The following is a 16829-nucleotide window of genomic DNA, read 5'->3' on the forward strand; positions in this document are numbered from 1 at the left end:
AGTCTTGGAATTTTGGATTGTCATACCGATAGCGGCCTTTGGATTTATGTATCTCGCTGAAAAATTAAATAAAATCGAAAAAAAAACAGATACGCGTCTAAAGAGGATGGAAGATAGATTACAATTAATTTCGAAAGAAATGGGAATTATAGATAGAGAACCCGAAATTAATAAAGAGTTGCGGCAGCTTATGGAAGAAGGAAAAACAGTTACGGCAGTTAAGAGAGTGAGAGAGGCTTTTGGGTTTTCCTTACTAGAAGCGAAGCAATATGTTGATAAATTATAAAAAAGATCATCCATTTGGGTGATCTTTTTTCACTGCACCATACGTGTATTTACATAAGCAGCTATTATAACGTGGCCAATTATAATGATAGGAAATACGATTTTTGCATTAGGGGTAGTGAAGACACTACCAATTGTGGCGATAACACCAGCGGTTAAATTATAAAGACCAACTATCTTCGATAACTTAAATTTATCTGACACACGGCGTTCATTGAAACCTGATAAGAGCCAAGTGTATTGTTTTACTCCGATGAAATAAGCTAGTGCAAATGAAATGATTGCTAGTATGAATAATGATGGGGAAGCGAAGAGAGTCATTGAAAACACCTCCGTTAATGGGCTATAAATAAATTATAGTATGAATGTTATAATTTAACAAAATACAATTTTGATTTTAAGTTTATTAAAAATGAGATATTTACGATGAAGGGAGATTATATATGAATATTTCGGAATTCCAGCAATATGTATCGAGTTTCAGTAAAGAAAAAGGATTTCAAGATACAACAATTGAAGAGCGTACGATGTATGTGATGGCGGAATTAGGTGAATTAGCGGAAGTTATATTAAAGCGTGATAAAATACAAGATTCGAAAAGAGAGATTGGTTTAGAAATGTTTGATGTAATTTGGAATGTATGTGATTTAGCAAACAAGTTAGAAATTGATTTAGAGAAGGCGTTTGAAGAAAAAATGATTATTAATAAAAAACGTGAATGGTAAAAGGAAAGTTAAAAAGCGCACAAAATTTTGTGCGCTTTTTATTAATGGTATGAAAAATATGTAAAAAAAGATGGAACAAACATTTGAGACGAATTGTCTAATATAGGTAATAACCATTTAATTTGAAAGAAAGGATTGATAAAAATGAAAAAGAATACATTATTAAAATTAGGGGTATGTGTTAGTTTACTAGGAACAATTCAATTTGTTAGCACAATTTCTTCTGTGAAAGCGGAACAAAAGCTAGAGCAAAAAGTAATAAAGAATGAGACAGGAACTATTTCAATTTCTCAGTTAAACAAAAATGTATGGGTTCATACTGAGTTAGGTTATTTTAATGGAGTAGCAGTTCCTTCGAACGGTCTAGTTCTTAACACTTCTAAAGGGTTAGTGCTTGTCGATTCTTCTTGGGATGATAAGTTAACGAAGGAACTAATAGAGATGGTAGAAAAGAAATTTAAGAAGCGCGTAACGGATGTTATTATTACACATGCGCATGCTGATCGAATTGGCGGAATTAAAACGTTGAAAGAAAGAGGCATTAAAGCGCATAGTACAGCATTAACTGCGGAACTAGCAAAGAAAAATGGATATGAAGAGCCACTTGGAGACTTACAAACAATTACGAATATGAAGTTTGGAAATATAAAAGTAGAAACGTTCTATCCAGGGAAAGGGCATACAGAAGATAATATTGTCGTATGGTTACCGCAATACAACATTTTAGCTGGAGGCTGTTTAGTGAAATCTGCGGAAGCTAAAGATTTAGGGAATGTTGCTGATGCATATGTAAATGAATGGTCCACATCGATTGAGAATGTGTTGAACCGATATGGAAATATGAACTTAGTAGTGCCTGGTCATGGAGAAGTAGGGGACAGAGGATTACTTTTACATACATTGGATTTGTTGAAATAAGAAACTGTGGGAATATAAAAGCGAGGAGAAATAATTTTCTCCTCGCTTTCTTCTAACTATATTTAAATGCGAAGCTATCAATTATGCCTGCATAAGTTACTGAGATTTTAATTCCAAGTATACAAATACCAGTACCGTCATAATTGCTATAACAACGTAAGTAACATCAAGCATTATAAGTGTCTTTAAAGTTTCAGTCATCCTAATTCACCCCTGGTATGAAAATGTAACATAATCTCTTATCAATCAGTTAAGAGATTATAAAGATAACAATGTACATGAAATTTCTTAAGTAGTTCTATATAAATATATCATATAAATAATGTAAAAAATGTTAAGGTAGTGTAAATGTAATGTAAATAAAGCGATTTCCATAAAATCTTTAATCAAAAAATTGATAGTTCTTCAAAATGAAAAAACGCTATTCTTTCTGTTGAATGATAGAAAGAATAGCGTTTTTGTATGCTTATTAGTTGCTAATAGTTCTCTAAATCAATCATCTAGCTATTTGAAAGCATTAACAAAGGTGTCCATTTTTTAGCGCCAATAAAAATATTATGTCAACAATATGAACTGCCACAAATTTATATATATTATTGTGATTCATATCACATCCTTTTTTCCTAATGGGTATTATGCTTGATTTGTAAGGAATGATTGGGAGAGGGTGGGATGATATGTTTTGTTATCAATGTGAACAAACGCCAACAGGCGGATGTAAAGTGATGGGTGTTTGTGGTAAGAATGAAACAATTGCAAGTTTACAAGATACGATTGTGTTTGGATTAAAAGGAATTGCTGCTTATCGTACTCATGCTGCTCAGCTAGGGTATACAGATGCATTTGTAGATGCTACAACTCAAGAAGCGCTATATATGACATTAACAAATTCTAACTTTAATGAACAAGAACATATTGATATGGCTATGAAAGTAGGGAAATCGGCTTTACGAGTAATGGAGTTATTAGATGAGGCACATACGAATCACTTTGGTGTTCCGGAGCCTGTTCAAATTACGCAGAACCATGTAGAAGGTAAGGCAATTGTAGTTACTGGTCATAATTTATTTGCATTAGAAGAGTTATTAAAGCAAACAGAAGGAAAAGAAATTAATATTTATACGCATTCTGAAATGCTACCAGCACACGGATATCCACAACTGAAAAAATATAAACATTTAAAAGGAAACATCGGTAAGGCATGGTATGATCAACGACGCCTTTTCGAAAAATTTACAGGTGCCATATTAGCTACAACGAACTGTGTTATGCCAATTAAAGGATCATACTCTGATCGATTCTTTTCATATGATATTGCAGGTTTAGAGGGTGTACAAAAAATTGAAAATGATGATTTTGCACCATTGATTCAAAAAGCGCTTGAACTTCCAGAAGTACATATGGAGTCGGATGAGCAGTTAGTAACAGGGTTTCATCATAATACAGTATTATCATTAGCTCCGGAAATTATTAATGCAGTAAAAGAAGGAAAGATTAAGCGTTTCTTTGTCATCGCAGGTTGTGATGCTCCGGGAAAAGGCGGAGAATATTATCGTGAATTAGCAACGTCGCTTCCGCCAGAAACGGTTATTTTAACAACTTCTTGCGGGAAATTCCGTTTTAATGATGTGAGTTATGGTGTTGTACCTGGTACGGAGATTCCGCGTTACATTGATTTAGGACAATGCAATAATTCAATTTCTACAGTGAAAATAGCGGCCGCTTTAGCTGATGCTTTTCAATGTGAAGTGAATGAATTGCCAGTGAGTATTGTTCTATCATGGTTTGAACAAAAAGCGGTTGCCATTTTACTTGGGCTATTTAGTCTTGGTATTCAAGATATTCGCATTGGTCCAAAGGCACCTGAATTTATTTCACCTGGTGTGCTTGATGTATTACAAGAGACATTCGGTTTAAAACTAATTACAACCGCAGCAGAAGATATGAATATGATGTTATCGTAACAAAAAGGATGTCCTATATGTAGAGTTGACTTTATAAAGAGTTTGTATGTATTCACAAGCTCATGTATTAGATGCACAGGTGCATTAGTAGAAGAACAAAAAGATGATCCGTCTTTTTAATAAGGAGAGCTATCTACATTCATTAACTTCGGAATATTATAACGCCCAAAATAAAAATGCGGAATTTTTGTTTTGGGTATTTCCTTTTCTTAGCTGGATAGGTATGTGGTGAGGTTTCTTAAGAAGAAAATAGGCAGTATCCAATAGATAATAGCGGATTTAAGAAAAAATTTAAAAATCGAGTTGACATTCCATCTACATAGTCATACAATGTAGTGGTAATGAGTAATACTAAATAGCGTAGGTTTTAAAAATATATTCAGTATCCAATAGGCAAAAGCGGATTTAAGAAAAAATTTAAAAATCGAGTTGACATTCCATCTACATAGTCATACAATGTAGTGGTAATGAGTAATACTGAATAGTGTAGTTTTTAAAAATATATTCAGTATCCAATAGGCAAAAGCGGATTTAAGAAAAAATTTAAAAATCGAGTTGACATTCCATCTACTCAGTCATACAATGTAGATGTAATAAGTAATACTGAATAGTGAGGCTTCTCAAAAGCTATTCAGTAAAAATTAGCCTTAGTACTCTGTGATACTGAATATAAGTCAGACAGAATAGGGGGTAAAGGAGGATAAGAATATGGAAAATTTAACTGAAATGCTGAAAGGTTCGTTGGAAGGATGTGTTCTGGAAATCATTAGCCGCCGTGAAACTTATGGCTATGAGATTACCCGCCACCTGAATGATCTTGGGTTTACTGAAGTCGTGGAAGGAACGGTCTATACCATCCTTGTGCGATTAGAGAAGAAAAAACTTGTGAATATTGAAAAGAAACCGTCAGACATGGGGCCGCCTCGCAAGTTTTATTCACTAAATGAGGATGGCCGTCAGGAGCTTGAATTGTTTTGGAGAAAATGGGATTTTGTATCATCAAAAATTAACGTCTTGAAGTCAAACTAGCCTCATAAGATTAAATATTCGGCCGATATTTTGGGAGTTTCTTGTTCTGCTTTATAAAAAAGGAGGAAAAATAATATGTTGGAAATGTTCAAAAAATTAATTGGTGATAAAAAAGAGTACAAAATGATGATGGCACGGGTTGGAGCTCTGCCAGAGGACTATCAGTTTGTGTTTAAGAAAATTCAAAACTACATGTGGAATTTCTCAGCTGGTAACGGGATGGATATGCTACACATACAGTATGAACTAATCGATTTGTTTGAAGCCGGTGCGGCGGAAGGCAGACAAGTGCTAGAAATCACTGGGGAGGACGTGGCATCCTTTGCTGACGAACTAGTGGCAAATGCTAAAACTTATGTTTCCAAGTATCGTGAAGATTTGAACGAAAGTATCATGAAGCAATTGAGAAAAAAATAAATGCAACAGGTAATACCGACTGATTAGCTGGTTACAAATGTGAATTGACGCCATTGCTATTCAGTTATATTTTTAAATCAGTACTAAGTAATACAGATTATCAGTAATACTAAATAGAGGGTGTAGGCAGTCTATCTTTACAAAACATTTTTTAAGGAGGAAAAAAGTATGACCAATACAGCGATTTCTGTAAAAGGATTAAAAAAATCCTTTAAAGATAAGGAAGTGTTAAAAGGGGTAGATTTTGAAGTGCAGCGTGGCGAAATTTTCGCACTGCTGGGCTCAAATGGAGCGGGCAAGACGACGATAGTCAATATCCTCTCGACGCTGATGAAGCAAGATGGCGGCGAAGTAGGTATTTGTGGTTTTGACGTTCAGCGTCAACCGGATCATGTTCGTCAAAGTATCAGTCTGACAGGGCAGTTTGCAGCTTTAGACGGTATGCTCACGGGGAGAGAAAACTTGATAATGATTGCCAATTTGCGTGGAGTTTCTAGTCCTGCTCAAGTCGCTGATAATTTGCTTGCAAGATTTAGCCTGACTGATGCAGCCAACCAGAGGGCAGACCAGTATTCAGGTGGGATGAAGCGCCGGCTTGATATCGCCATGAGCTTGATTGGGACGCCAGCAGTCATTTTTCTCGATGAACCGACGACAGGGCTTGACCCCGAAGCGCGGATTGAAGTGTGGGATACCGTCAAGGAACTTGCCGGCGGCGGCACAACCATCTTGCTCACGACCCAGTACCTCGAGGAAGCCGAACAACTGGCGGACCGTATCGCTATCTTGCATGGCGGAAAAATTATTAAGACTGGTACTCTTACAGAACTTAAAGAGATGTTCCCGCCAACAAAAGTGGAGTATATCGAAAAGCAGCCGACATTGGAAGAAATTTTCCTTGCGATCATTGGCAAAAAGGAGGAGATGTAAATGAAGAGCAAAACAGGGGTATTATTAGGGCGCTTAATGCGCAACATCATGCGCAGTCCAGATACAATTATTACGGTAGCGATTACGCCGATTATGATGATGCTGTTGTTTGTCTACGTATTTGGCGGCGCCATAAAGACAGGAACGGATAACTACGTCAATTATTTATTGCCGGGAATCTTGCTGATGGCTATCGCATCCGGTGTCGCTTACACTTCCGTACGGTTGTTTACGGATGTAAAGAGCGGGCTGATGGCACGTTTCATTACTATGCCTATCAAGCGTTCGTCGGTATTATGGGCTCACGTATTAACATCACTTGTTGCTAATGTGCTTACTATCGTGGTGGTTATTCTTGTTGCGCTCTTAATGGGCTTCCGTTCCAGTGCTAATATTCTGGATTGGCTCGCAGTAGCTGGAATACTCGGGATGTTTACGCTGGCGCTGACATGGCTGGCTATCATTCCTGGGTTGACAGCGAAGTCTATGGAAGGGGCGACAGCCTACTCGTACCCACTAATTTTTCTGCCCTTTATTAGTTCGGCCTTTGTTCCTACCGAAACTATGCCAAAAATTGTTCGTGCGTTCGCTGAAAACCAGCCTGTGACTTCAATCGTGAATGCGATTCGTGCCCTCTTATATGAAGGGGCTGTCGGCAACGATATTTGGATTGCACTTGCTTGGTGTGTGGGCATTATGGTTATCGCTTACTTCTTCGCCGGCAAAGCATTTAAACGTCAGTTAGGGTAACACCACCAGTTAATGGCAACTAAATCTTCTGGAATAATATATATATGGGAAAATGGATTTAAATCACATTAATCTTAGTTATTGCTATAATTGTTAGTATTCTTACTGGTTATGTAGTTGGTACGTAAGTAGGCTCAGACGTTGAGAAAAAGCAGACTGAGAGGAGTTAAAAGGGAAGAGGTAATATTTTGATCTCAATTCTAATTGCCATATAATAAATGCAATTTTTATACATGAAAAGCCCACCTGTTTCCGTAGGTGGGCTATATCTTTATTACACAATTCGAAAGTATACTCTCTTTTTCTAAGTATGTAATTATGCATATTTAGAAAAAACTACACTTAATAAATATTACATATAGTAAATGGAAACTTATGGTGTAATTCTTTTAACAGGCTTAACATGATAACCATTATATAAGGTGCGTAGGCTCCTTTGGAAAAGTTCTTCTTTTCTGAAAAATGAATGTTAATTCGTTATATGTAATAAAAATTCATGAGAATAATTTTATGTTTTCTAAATTTATTCCTTTACATCAATGTGTATTATTTATTACAACAGCTTCATGTCAAAGATAAGATGTGAAAGCAAAGGGAAATATAAGTATCTTTATAACGAGTTCCTAATATAATCAATGTGTTAACGAAAGGAACTCTGTATTATGTTTATTTTTCTATTAACTAATACAGCTTCAAAAAATAGACACAATTGCTACATACCAATTGTAATTTATTATCTATTCATAATTCTGTTTATTCTGTCTTTCTAAAAATAAAAAAATATTAGACTCGCAAATATAAACGTTATAATGAGGGCGTCGAGAGGTAACCGATTACCTACGAAGAAAATATCAAACATTTTAAAATTGGACAGACTGAAACGATTAATTACAGAAAGGTGTGTGACCAGAAGGGGGATTTCTTCAAAATAGTTTAGCAGCAGCGGATATCGTATTAGCTGGTGTAAACAATATCATCAATGGTAAGTATAGGGTTGGAGGATAAATGCCTCGCACATTAAGAGAGACAGCTTTAGGTGGAATCGTTTACAATATGGTGCATCAAGTAAGCGGTTCATTTTTTAAGAATGGTCTATATTCTTAAGCCTAAAAAGAGACGTAAAAATAGGATACAAGGGGGATTTATTATATGAATGGGAATACTGCAAAAAAAATAGAATTTCAAGCTGAAAATACTGCAGTGAAAAATGAGAAATATCTAGATCCTAAAAAGTGGCATAAACAAGATACTACCTGGGCATTGAGCCTTTTTGGAACAGCAATTGGAGCAGGGGTGCTCTTTTTACCGATTAATGCAGGTTCAGGTGGTTTATTATCATTACTACTAATTACATTGCTTGCATATCCAGTTATGTATTACTCACATAGGGCACTTGCTAAAATGATTTACACTTCTAATTCTGCTGATGAGGGGATTACAGGCACAATAAGAGAGTATTTCGGAAATAAGGCAAGTATCATTTTTAACATCGTATATTTCGGCTCAATTTATACAATCGTATTGATGTATTCGGTTGCGCTTACAAATACCGCAAGTAGTTTTATCGTGCATCAATTGCACATGCCGGAGCCTCCAAGGGCCATTTTATCTCTTGTATTAGTGCTCGGCCTTATTGCTATACTAAATTTTGGTCAAGATATTACTGTGAAAATCATGAGTATGCTCGTATATCCTTTCATAGCTTCTCTACTTTTCATCGCAATATCTTTAATTCCACAGTGGAATACGTCAATGCTTAGCTTTTCAAGTGTTTCTACTGCTTCAACAGGAACAGGATATTTTGGAACGATATTAATGATTTTACCAATCATCGTATTCTCATTTAATCATTCACCTATGATTTCATCATTTGTTGTGAAACAGAAGGCTACGTATGGAATAGAAGCTACTGATGCTAAATGTGCACAAATACAAAAAGTTTGTTATATCATGACATTCGTTGTAGTTATGTTCTTCGTTTGGAGTAGTACACTGAGTTTGACTCCAGAGGATTTAAAAATGGCAAAAGAGCAAAACTTATCAATCCTTTCATATCTTGCTAATGAGCTTAATTCGCCTGTAATCACTATTGCAGCTCCAATCATTGCTTTTGTGGCTATTACAAAGTCTTTCCTTGGCCATTATATAGGAGCATTTGAGGTAATGCGTGACGTGATTATGAAGTTCGGTAAAACACGTGGAAAAGTTATTGAAGAAAAAACAATTAAGACAATGATCCTTACTTTTGTTGTATTAACATGCTGGTTTGTCGCTTATACAAATCCAAGTATTCTTGGAATTATTGATTCTCTGAGCGGTCCATTAGTTGCTGCTATCTTATGTCTATTACCGATGTATGCGATTAGTAAAGTACCAGTACTAGCTAAATACAAAGGGAAAATGAGCAATGTATTTGTTATTGTTGTAGGTATACTTACTGTCCTAGCAAGTATTAAGTCATTATTCTAATTCGCTATTGTTAGTTCAAGTGCTAAAATAGTGGGATATGAAAAAAGAATGAAAGAGATTATGGATAAGATAAGTCCATATTCGAATTTTAAACAAGCTGTTTTATGAGGGTTAAACTCTAATATAAAAAGACATGAACAAAGATTAGTTCATGTCTTTTTTTGTGTTGGCGTTATTCTTAGAAGAGCGTTTAAAGTAGGTAGCGAATAAAATGTTTTTACTAGGTATTTAAATAGAGGTAACTGGCATCTAGTCAAACTCAATATTATTTTGGGTTTAACTGGCCACTGCTTATGGGCAGTATAAACATAATCTCTCTTTTAAACCTTCTAACACTTCTTCAGGAACTTCCCTAATTTTGATATCTTTACCTAGGAAAAGTATCCAATTCGTTATTTCTGTTAATTCATCGGGATTGTTAACATTGATAAAAGTTTTTAGAATGGCTGTGGATTGGTAAGGATTTGTATAGGAAATAGAAATTTTTAAAGGATGGTATTTTTTGAACTGGGCAATCGCTTTTGGACCAAGTTCAAGTACAAGGTTGAGTGCTTCGTCCTTCTTACTTAGTTTTTCTAAAATCTTTTTCTTACTTAACCTCTTTTTCGTCGTATAGGGTTCGGCATTAATGAGATGATCGACAAGAAACATCTTCTTTTTTTCTTCTTTTATGTCAAAGCCTTCAATTATCCAATGGCTTTTTTCTTGATAAAGGTGTAGTAGATAAATTGGATAAGACTTGGTTTCCTCCTCTTCTTTTACGGTAATCAATAAATGGCTATCTAAAAGAAGGATTTGGATGAGTTTTTCTAACATAGGATGGGGGAGGTCAGAAAGCTCAAGTAGGTCAGGATTATGAGGGTTAGTCCCTTCAAAAAGAAAGATTTGATTTAAAAGAACAAGGTCATCCTGCTGGATTTCTGAGATGAGTCCTAGTAGTTTTTCGGCTAAAGACTGACGACTCTTTAGATAGGGAAGTTGTTGATTTCTTGTGGCCATAAAGGCAATAAAAAGAGCTTTGACCTCATTATCAGTAAAGCGAACAACGGGCAGGATAGAGTTATGCATGACAAAATATCCCCCATCCCTTCCAACTTCAGCGACGAGCGGCATCCCCATGGCTTCAATTTCTCTAATGTCTCTAATTGCTGTCGATCGTGAGATGTTAAATTCTCGTATGATTTCAGAAATTGTAAAGTGGGAGCGGTTGTTAATATAGCGCATGATCGTATTAATCCGTTCAACTTTTTTCATGGTGGTCTCCTAAACAGTATCATTTTTTGACATGATTTAAAGATATTATAAACTCATCAAGTGAAAAGATAAATCGTTTGATTAATTTAAAAGTGAGGAAGGTTTTAAATATGAAAAATTATACAATAGAAGAAAAAGATAGCTTTATCGTGTTAGGTATTGGAACTGAACTTAAGAGCCACTATACAGACTTTGCGGGCATAAACAAGGAAAAGGCAGACTTTTGGCTGGCCATCGAACAAGATGGAAGGTTGGACACTTTAAAAGCTTTAGCTACAAATGATTACATTTTTTCTGTGAGTGAAGCGGTGAATAACAAGATGATGTATTACGCTGGTGTCATGACAGAGGCAACGATACAAGAAGAATCTAGAGTTATCCAGTTTCCGAGGGGAGAATACCTAGTAGTTAAAGGGGAAGGCAATACAGCTGAGGAGCTAAGTAATAAGCTTACTGGTATTGCATTTGGTCAAGCATTAGCAGAAGTAAAAGATTTTGCCTATGTTGGTGGGCCAAATACAACAGTTGAGATGGGGCAGCGAAACGGCTTAGTATTTGGTGAAATATGGATTCCAGTTGTTAGGAAGTAAAGTGTTAAAAGGAGAGATGGAATTGTCCGATATAGTTGATTTTAAAAACGTAACTACAGCTGGCATGGAGTCTTCACCTGTAGCAGAAGCACTTGCTGGTTTACGTGCCCATGAAGCACGTTACTTTATGAATAAATACAAGCATGAATTTACGGTTGTGCCAGCTAGTGAAAGCGAGAAGACTCTTGATTATGTGAACCGCATTTTGAAAGAAGAACGTGATATTGAGTTTGCGGCAAAACCTTTAGAAACATCGTGTTTTCAAGTGGAAAATATTAAATTTGCCTATGTCTTCTATGAGGATGGTCTTGCAGTCAACGTCATGTATACGTTGGATAACCCAAAGAAGCGGGCTGTTGGATTTAAGCTTTCTGAGGGAATGGAGATACCAACGGAGTTAGTAGAGAAGTTTAAGTTTGCTAGACAGAAGTCTAAACTTGCTGGAACAATTCGAGGTTCGTTTTTTGTAATTAAAGGAGAATATATTGCAAGTTGAAGAATCAGTCATTTGTTGTATTGAGTTATTCTTTTAAAAGGCGCGATTAAGGCTAACAATCTTGAATTGTTAGCCTTTTTTACATAAGTATAATATTCATAGTCTGCTACACACTATGTTCAGATAAAATAAAACGAAAGGAAATTACTGTAGGCTGGTGGTATGAGATTTTGAGTCGATGGGCCTGTGGTGCTCCCCCATACCCATCAACTTAAGAATTCAGAATTACCCCGAAATGAAAAAATGAGCATTTTTGTTACAAGTTAGCACAAAATTTCGTTCTGGGGGTACTATAAAATTGTAGCTTGATGGAGATTTGACGTTACCCCTATAAAGGTATGGTTTTCGTACTTTTAAATACAATCATGTCACTTAAGTAATGTGAGCGTCGCTGCTATTACATTGTCCACAAATGAACGTTGGGGGCGAGATTTCATCATAACCGTTAGACCGATTAACGATACAATCAGTGCCTGTGCCAAAGACTTTGCATCTGTGTTGACTTCCAGCTCACCTGATTGAATTCCTCGTTCGATCGTCTCCTGAAAAATGACGGCGAGGTACATTTGATGTTCTCTGGTCAAAATTTCAAATCTCTCATCATGAGGTGCTAGTTCAACCATTGTATTGATACAAAAACAACCTTTACTAAGATCCACTGCGTATTCTTCATTGACGACATCGGCAAAGAAGATAGAAAATGCCTCTTTTACAGAGGAGTGACTTTGAAGCCTATTTCTTATATCAGAGGCCCGAGACATTGTATACCTGCGAAGTGCGGCTTCAAACAATTCTTTCTTATCTCCAAAAGTCGAATAAATACTAGGGCGTTGAATGCCCATTCTAGAAGTAAGATCACTTAATGAGGTAGCCTCATATCCCTTCTCCCAAAATAACTGCATTGCTGCATCTAAAACTTGATCCTCATCAAATTCACGGGTTCTTGCCATTAAGAATTCTCCTCCTCAAACTTTGATTTTATTAATTGTTTTAGGATAGGTGTGTAGGTAATTACAATTGTTGTTTTTGTTACCGAACAGTATGTAATTATTATATAATTAGCCATTCTTCCTGTCAAATCAAGCTCCATTCATTTAATGTAATATTAACTTTAGTGCAAAAAAATCGTTGACATCATGAATGAGGCTAAGTTATATTTACCAGTAATCATATTGTACTGAACGGTATGTTATGATTAAAAATCTAATGTGATTGGAGGTTAAGGGATGTGCAAAACAGAGACAAATATAGAAGATGATCCACTCTACACTAAGATAAGTCATAAATCTTCCGTAACAAAACCTAATTTGAATCAACAGCCATCCATGTCTCACGCTTTGGCATTATTGTTTGCGACTGCCTGTGGAATGTCTGTTGCCAATATTTACTTTGCACAGCCGTTGCTTGATCAACTATCTAATGAGTTTGGTATTAACCATTCCATTATTGGTGTTGTTATTACCATTACACAAATTTTTTATGGATTGGGATTACTACTACTCGTACCGCTTGGAGATTCGCTAAACCAGCGACGTCTAATTGTCGGTCAGATGCTATTATCTACAACAGCTCTGGTTATAGTTGGTACTGCTTCTTCCAGCATGGTACTTTTCGCAGGTATGGCTTTGGTGGGTCTGCTTGCAGTTGTGACACAGACTCTCGTGGCGTTTGCAGCGACCATCGCTTCCCCTACAGAAAGAGGACGTGTCGTTGGCATTGTAACAAGTGGGATAGTTATTGGCATACTTCTCGCACGTACTTTTGCTGGTATATTAACAGATGTTGCGGGATGGCGTTCTGTATATCTATTTTCTGCAGCGCTCATGCTTTTGATGGTTTTTATGTTTATAAAGATGTTGCCCAATGTTGAGCGCGAGGTAAAATCGCTATCCTACCCTCAGTTGATTAGATCGGTGCTTGCTTTGTTTATTCAAGAACGAACGTTACGCGTTCGCTCCGTTCTAGCCATGCTGATTTTTGCTGATTTCAGCATTTTGTGGACTTCACTAGTACTGCCACTTAGTACACCGCCAATTGCTCTATCTCATAGTGCAATTGGCGCATTCGGTCTTGTAGGTGTGGCTGGAGCCTTGGCTGCGGCACGGGCAGGGAAATTGGCCGATCAAGGTTACGGACAACGAACGACAGGCATTGCTTTAGCTCTATTATTGATTTCATGGTTGTTCATCAGCTATATAGAGCAGTCATTAATCGCATTAGTGATAGGGATAGTTTTACTTGATTTGGCCGTACAAGCAATACATGTCACGAATCAAACCATGATCCTTCCATTGCATACAGAAGCACGGAGTCGACTTACTGCTGGATATATGGTGTTTTATTCTATCGGCAGTGCTGGTGGTTCAATTGCGTCGACTCAAATATACGTACACTTTGGCTGGGGAGGGGTTTCCTTACTCGGAGCCTCTGTCAGTGCTTTAGCTCTTCTTTTTTGGGCTATGACCAGACGAGTTAAGATTTTATGAAATAAACGTGTGTTAGCCAATATGAGAAACACGTTACTACCATAAAGGAAATGATTAATTTTTTTGACTTAAATCTAATTGGACTAGGAGAGATAACAAATGGAAATAGGTATTACGTCTTTTGTAGAAACGAAACCAGATGTTCATAGTGGTGAAGTGATAAGTCACGCACAGCGATTACGTGAAGTTGTTGAAGAAATCGTTCTTGCTGATCAAGTAGGACTTGATGTGTTTGGTGTTGGTGAGCATCATAGGAAGGATTATGCAGCATCCTCTCCAGCGATGGTTCTATCAGCGGCGGCACCACAAACGAAAAAGATACGGCTCGCGAGTGCAGTAACCGTGCTTTCTTCAGCTGATCCTGTGCGCGTTTTTCAGGATTTTTCTACACTGGATGGCATTTCAAATGGACGCGCAGAGATTATGGCGGGTCGTGGCTCCTTTATCGAATCTTTTCCATTGTTTGGCTATAACTTGAAAGACTATGAAGAACTGTTTGAAGAACATTTGGACCTACTGCTCAAAATACGTCAGTCCGAAAAAGTGACTTGGGAAGGCGGACATAGACCAGCAATCAATAATTTAGGTGTATATCCAAGACCTGTTCAAGATCCTTTACCGATATGGGTTGGTAGCGGTGGGAATCAGGAATCTGCTATCCGTGCTGGTTTTCTGGGATTACCACTTATGCTGGCGATTATTGGTGGTAGCCCAATGCACTTTGCACGAATTGTACAGCTATATAAGAAAGCAGCGGCTCACGCTGGTCATGATGTATCAAAGCTTCAGGTGGGATCTCATTCAATTGGATTTGTTGGAGAGAATACGGAATCGGCAGCAGATACATTTTTCCCTTCCACTCAGGCAGGCATGAATAAACTTGGTAAAGAGCGGGGGTGGCCTTATTATGATCGTTCCAGCTTTGATGCTGCACGAAGTTTTGAAGGGGCGTTGTATGTTGGTGATCCAGATACAGTCGCCGAAAAAATCATTCATCTTCGTAAGCATGTAGGGATTACACGCTTTATGATGTATGTACCATTAAGTACCATGCCACATGATCAAGTCATGCGTGCCATAGAATTGCTTGGAACAGAAGTTGCCCCTCGTGTAAGAGAGGAAATTGCCAAATGGGAAGCTGAAGGAGAACAGGAGACACATCTATTCCGTTAATTATTCCATAAGGATTGCATCAAGTTTCATTATTTAATTGGAGGAATTTATATGAAAATTGACAGTCGAGTATTACCAGAATTAAAACAGGCTTTCTCGCAATTTCCAGGCTTTCAATTAGAGGAGGATTTAGAGGCGAGTCGAAGTCTCTTGTCGAATCCACATTTGGAAAAATCAGAGCTTGTAAACATGACCAAGCGAATGATTCCTGGCGCAGCCGGCGATATGTTAGTTAAAATTTACGAACCCGTTGAGAAAAATCTTGATAAACTTCCAGCTATGCTGTGGATTCACGGTGGTGGATACGTAATGGGCCACCCTGATATGGACGATGTTTTGTGTGAACGATTTGTTCAGACTGCTGAATGCGTTGTTGTGTCTGTCGATTATCGACTTGCACCCGAACATCCTTATCCAGCGGCTATTGAAGATTGTTATGCATGCTTGGTTTGGATGACAAATGAGGCAGACTCGCTTGGAATTGATGTGAATCGAGTTGCGATCGCCGGTGCAAGTGGAGGTGGTGGACTAACAGCAGCGCTTGCGTTAATGGCTCGTGATAAAGGAGGTCCATCTATTATTTTTCAGATGCCGCTGTATCCGATGCTTGATAGCCACAACATAACACCATCAAGCTATGAGATTATAGAAGACAATGCAACATGGAATAGATCAAACAATTTAACGGCTTGGAATATGTACTTGGGAAAGAAGAACGATACTAACGAACCATCTCCCTATGCCGTACCTTCGAGAGCAGACAACTTAGCGGGACTACCGCCAACTTATACATGTGTAGGTCAACTCGATTTATTCCGAGATGAAATTATTGAATATGTAACACGACTTGCACAAGCAGGAGTAGATGTTGAATTTCATCTCTACCCCGGCTGCTTCCATTGCTTTGAAGTGCTTGTGCCTGAAGCCGAAGTGAGTCAGCGTGCCAGTCAAAATTATTTTGATGCGATGGCACGGGCGCTTCATCCATAACTTATCTTAGTTCAGTCATCGGGGTGTTCAACTGAAGGCATGAGTGATAGCTCTAAATTTATTCGATGAGTAGAGATTACAGAAAGAAGTACAAATAGTGTCACCATATACTTTAAATTTTGGCCCATTCTCATTGATTAAAAACAGGAAATACTTCAAAGTTGGAATAGTTAACCGAGTTTTCAAAATAGTGTGCTAGAAATTCAACTTTTTTACTGCGGTTACGATGATAAGCGCAATCAACACTTTGGAGCGTTTTTTTTCGTAAGTCGAGTTACTTTTTTAATCGCATTCATACTAAACAGCAGCAGGAAAGGGCGCCAATTGAACATTGGCACCGTTTATAAGAAGCG

17 protein-coding genes and 1 pseudogene are annotated in these 16829 nt (G+C 37.4%); 15 read left to right on the top strand and 3 right to left on the bottom strand.

Annotated features, from left to right (window positions below):
• Positions 1-4: 4 nt before the first annotated feature.
• A complete protein-coding gene (locus JFU54_RS14830; RefSeq protein ID WP_061675403.1) occupies positions 5-286 on the top strand; it encodes a hypothetical protein in 282 nt (93 codons plus the stop codon).
• A 29-nt stretch (positions 287-315) separates the two neighbouring features.
• Here JFU54_RS14830 and JFU54_RS14835 read toward each other — a convergent pair whose 3' ends face one another.
• Entirely contained in the window at positions 316-606 is a 291-nt protein-coding gene (locus JFU54_RS14835; RefSeq protein WP_016100932.1) for a DUF3784 domain-containing protein, read from the bottom strand.
• Between the two features lie 122 nt (positions 607-728).
• Between JFU54_RS14835 and JFU54_RS14840 the strand changes: the two genes are divergently transcribed.
• From JFU54_RS14840 to JFU54_RS14875, 9 genes and pseudogenes are all read left to right on the top strand, one after another.
• Entirely contained in the window at positions 729-1010 is a 282-nt protein-coding gene (locus tag JFU54_RS14840) for a MazG nucleotide pyrophosphohydrolase domain-containing protein (RefSeq protein WP_016100933.1), read from the top strand.
• A 144-nt stretch (positions 1011-1154) separates the two neighbouring features.
• A complete protein-coding gene (bla2, locus tag JFU54_RS14845) occupies positions 1155-1928 on the top strand; it encodes a BcII family subclass B1 metallo-beta-lactamase (RefSeq protein WP_016100934.1) in 774 nt (257 codons plus the stop codon).
• Between the two features lie 677 nt (positions 1929-2605).
• Complete coding sequence (gene hcp / locus JFU54_RS14850) at positions 2606-3892, top strand: hydroxylamine reductase (protein ID WP_002137545.1); 1287 nt, start codon at positions 2606-2608, stop codon at positions 3890-3892.
• A gap of 708 nt (positions 3893-4600) precedes the next feature.
• Positions 4601-4921 carry a PadR family transcriptional regulator gene (locus JFU54_RS14855; protein ID WP_002087595.1) on the top strand — a complete coding sequence of 107 codons (321 nt, stop codon included), beginning with the start codon at positions 4601-4603 and terminating at the stop codon, positions 4919-4921.
• Between the two features lie 75 nt (positions 4922-4996).
• Positions 4997-5338, top strand: a complete 342-nt coding sequence (locus JFU54_RS14860) for a DUF1048 domain-containing protein (RefSeq protein WP_002014108.1) — start codon at positions 4997-4999, stop codon at positions 5336-5338.
• Positions 5339-5506: 168 nt separating this feature from the next.
• Complete coding sequence (locus tag JFU54_RS14865) at positions 5507-6268, top strand: ABC transporter ATP-binding protein (RefSeq protein ID WP_002190261.1); 762 nt, start codon at positions 5507-5509, stop codon at positions 6266-6268.
• The gene (locus JFU54_RS14870; RefSeq protein ID WP_002190260.1) at positions 6269-7018 is read left to right on the top strand and encodes an ABC transporter permease; all 750 of its coding nucleotides are present in this window, start codon (positions 6269-6271) and stop codon (positions 7016-7018) included.
• 848 nt (positions 7019-7866) lie between these two features.
• Positions 7867-8020, top strand: a pseudogene (locus tag JFU54_RS29755) (L-serine ammonia-lyase, iron-sulfur-dependent, subunit alpha); the annotation flags it as partial.
• Positions 8021-8167: 147 nt separating this feature from the next.
• The gene (locus JFU54_RS14875; RefSeq protein WP_016100936.1) at positions 8168-9487 is read left to right on the top strand and encodes an aromatic amino acid transport family protein; all 1320 of its coding nucleotides are present in this window, start codon (positions 8168-8170) and stop codon (positions 9485-9487) included.
• Between the two features lie 291 nt (positions 9488-9778).
• Here the strand turns inward: JFU54_RS14875 and JFU54_RS14880 are convergent, their stop codons facing one another.
• Positions 9779-10741: a helix-turn-helix transcriptional regulator gene (locus tag JFU54_RS14880; protein ID WP_201064989.1), complete on the bottom strand. Its 963-nt coding sequence runs from the start codon at positions 10739-10741 to the stop codon at positions 9779-9781.
• Between the two features lie 110 nt (positions 10742-10851).
• Between JFU54_RS14880 and JFU54_RS14885 the strand changes: the two genes are divergently transcribed.
• A complete protein-coding gene (locus tag JFU54_RS14885; RefSeq protein WP_201064990.1) occupies positions 10852-11331 on the top strand; it encodes a GyrI-like domain-containing protein in 480 nt (159 codons plus the stop codon).
• On the top strand, positions 11318-11827 hold the full coding sequence (locus JFU54_RS14890; RefSeq protein ID WP_078176688.1) for a phage tail protein: 510 nt from the start codon (positions 11318-11320) through the stop codon (positions 11825-11827). Before JFU54_RS14885 ends, JFU54_RS14890 begins: the two co-directional genes overlap by 14 nt.
• Before the next feature lie 368 nt (positions 11828-12195).
• Here the strand turns inward: JFU54_RS14890 and JFU54_RS14895 are convergent, their stop codons facing one another.
• Positions 12196-12777 carry a TetR/AcrR family transcriptional regulator gene (locus JFU54_RS14895; RefSeq protein ID WP_016100940.1) on the bottom strand — a complete coding sequence of 194 codons (582 nt, stop codon included), beginning with the start codon at positions 12775-12777 and terminating at the stop codon, positions 12196-12198.
• 276 nt (positions 12778-13053) lie between these two features.
• On the opposite strand from JFU54_RS14895, the gene JFU54_RS14900 reads away from it, so the two are divergent.
• The 3 genes from JFU54_RS14900 to JFU54_RS14910 all read left to right on the top strand — a co-directional run bounded on the left by JFU54_RS14900 (position 13054) and on the right by JFU54_RS14910 (position 16476).
• The gene (locus JFU54_RS14900) at positions 13054-14313 is read left to right on the top strand and encodes an MFS transporter (protein ID WP_201064992.1); all 1260 of its coding nucleotides are present in this window, start codon (positions 13054-13056) and stop codon (positions 14311-14313) included.
• A gap of 99 nt (positions 14314-14412) precedes the next feature.
• Positions 14413-15486 (top strand): LLM class flavin-dependent oxidoreductase, encoded by a 1074-nt coding sequence (locus JFU54_RS14905; RefSeq protein ID WP_061689660.1) that lies wholly within the window; start codon positions 14413-14415, stop codon positions 15484-15486.
• 51 nt (positions 15487-15537) lie between these two features.
• Positions 15538-16476, top strand: coding sequence for an alpha/beta hydrolase (locus JFU54_RS14910; RefSeq protein ID WP_098636365.1), 939 nt, complete (start codon positions 15538-15540; stop codon positions 16474-16476).
• Positions 16477-16829 lie beyond the last annotated feature (353 nt).

It is taken from the genome of Bacillus sp. TH19 (assembly GCF_016651075.1).
In the GTDB taxonomy this organism is placed as follows: Bacteria; Bacillota; Bacilli; order Bacillales; family Bacillaceae_G; genus Bacillus_A; species Bacillus_A mycoides.

Excerpts from the sequence above, each read along its gene's own strand:
- JFU54_RS14880 (WP_201064989.1), bottom strand. The coding sequence starts at position 10,741 with ATGAAAAAAGTTGAACGGATTAATACGATCATGCGCTATATTAACAAC.
- JFU54_RS14910 (WP_098636365.1), top strand. The coding sequence starts at position 15,538 with ATGAAAATTGACAGTCGAGTATTACCAGAATTAAAACAGGCTTTCTCG.
- JFU54_RS14840 (WP_016100933.1), top strand. The coding sequence starts at position 729 with ATGAATATTTCGGAATTCCAGCAATATGTATCGAGTTTCAGTAAAGAA.
- JFU54_RS14835 (WP_016100932.1), bottom strand. The coding sequence starts at position 606 with ATGACTCTCTTCGCTTCCCCATCATTATTCATACTAGCAATCATTTCA.
- JFU54_RS14885 (WP_201064990.1), top strand. The coding sequence starts at position 10,852 with ATGAAAAATTATACAATAGAAGAAAAAGATAGCTTTATCGTGTTAGGT.
- JFU54_RS14855 (WP_002087595.1), top strand. The coding sequence starts at position 4,601 with ATGGAAAATTTAACTGAAATGCTGAAAGGTTCGTTGGAAGGATGTGTT.
- JFU54_RS14900 (WP_201064992.1), top strand. The coding sequence starts at position 13,054 with ATGTGCAAAACAGAGACAAATATAGAAGATGATCCACTCTACACTAAG.
- JFU54_RS14875 (WP_016100936.1), top strand. The coding sequence starts at position 8,168 with ATGAATGGGAATACTGCAAAAAAAATAGAATTTCAAGCTGAAAATACT.
- JFU54_RS14905 (WP_061689660.1), top strand. The coding sequence starts at position 14,413 with ATGGAAATAGGTATTACGTCTTTTGTAGAAACGAAACCAGATGTTCAT.
- JFU54_RS14870 (WP_002190260.1), top strand. The coding sequence starts at position 6,269 with ATGAAGAGCAAAACAGGGGTATTATTAGGGCGCTTAATGCGCAACATC.
- JFU54_RS14895 (WP_016100940.1), bottom strand. The coding sequence starts at position 12,777 with ATGGCAAGAACCCGTGAATTTGATGAGGATCAAGTTTTAGATGCAGCA.
- hcp (WP_002137545.1), top strand. The coding sequence starts at position 2,606 with ATGTTTTGTTATCAATGTGAACAAACGCCAACAGGCGGATGTAAAGTG.
- JFU54_RS14865 (WP_002190261.1), top strand. The coding sequence starts at position 5,507 with ATGACCAATACAGCGATTTCTGTAAAAGGATTAAAAAAATCCTTTAAA.
- JFU54_RS14860 (WP_002014108.1), top strand. The coding sequence starts at position 4,997 with ATGTTGGAAATGTTCAAAAAATTAATTGGTGATAAAAAAGAGTACAAA.
- bla2 (WP_016100934.1), top strand. The coding sequence starts at position 1,155 with ATGAAAAAGAATACATTATTAAAATTAGGGGTATGTGTTAGTTTACTA.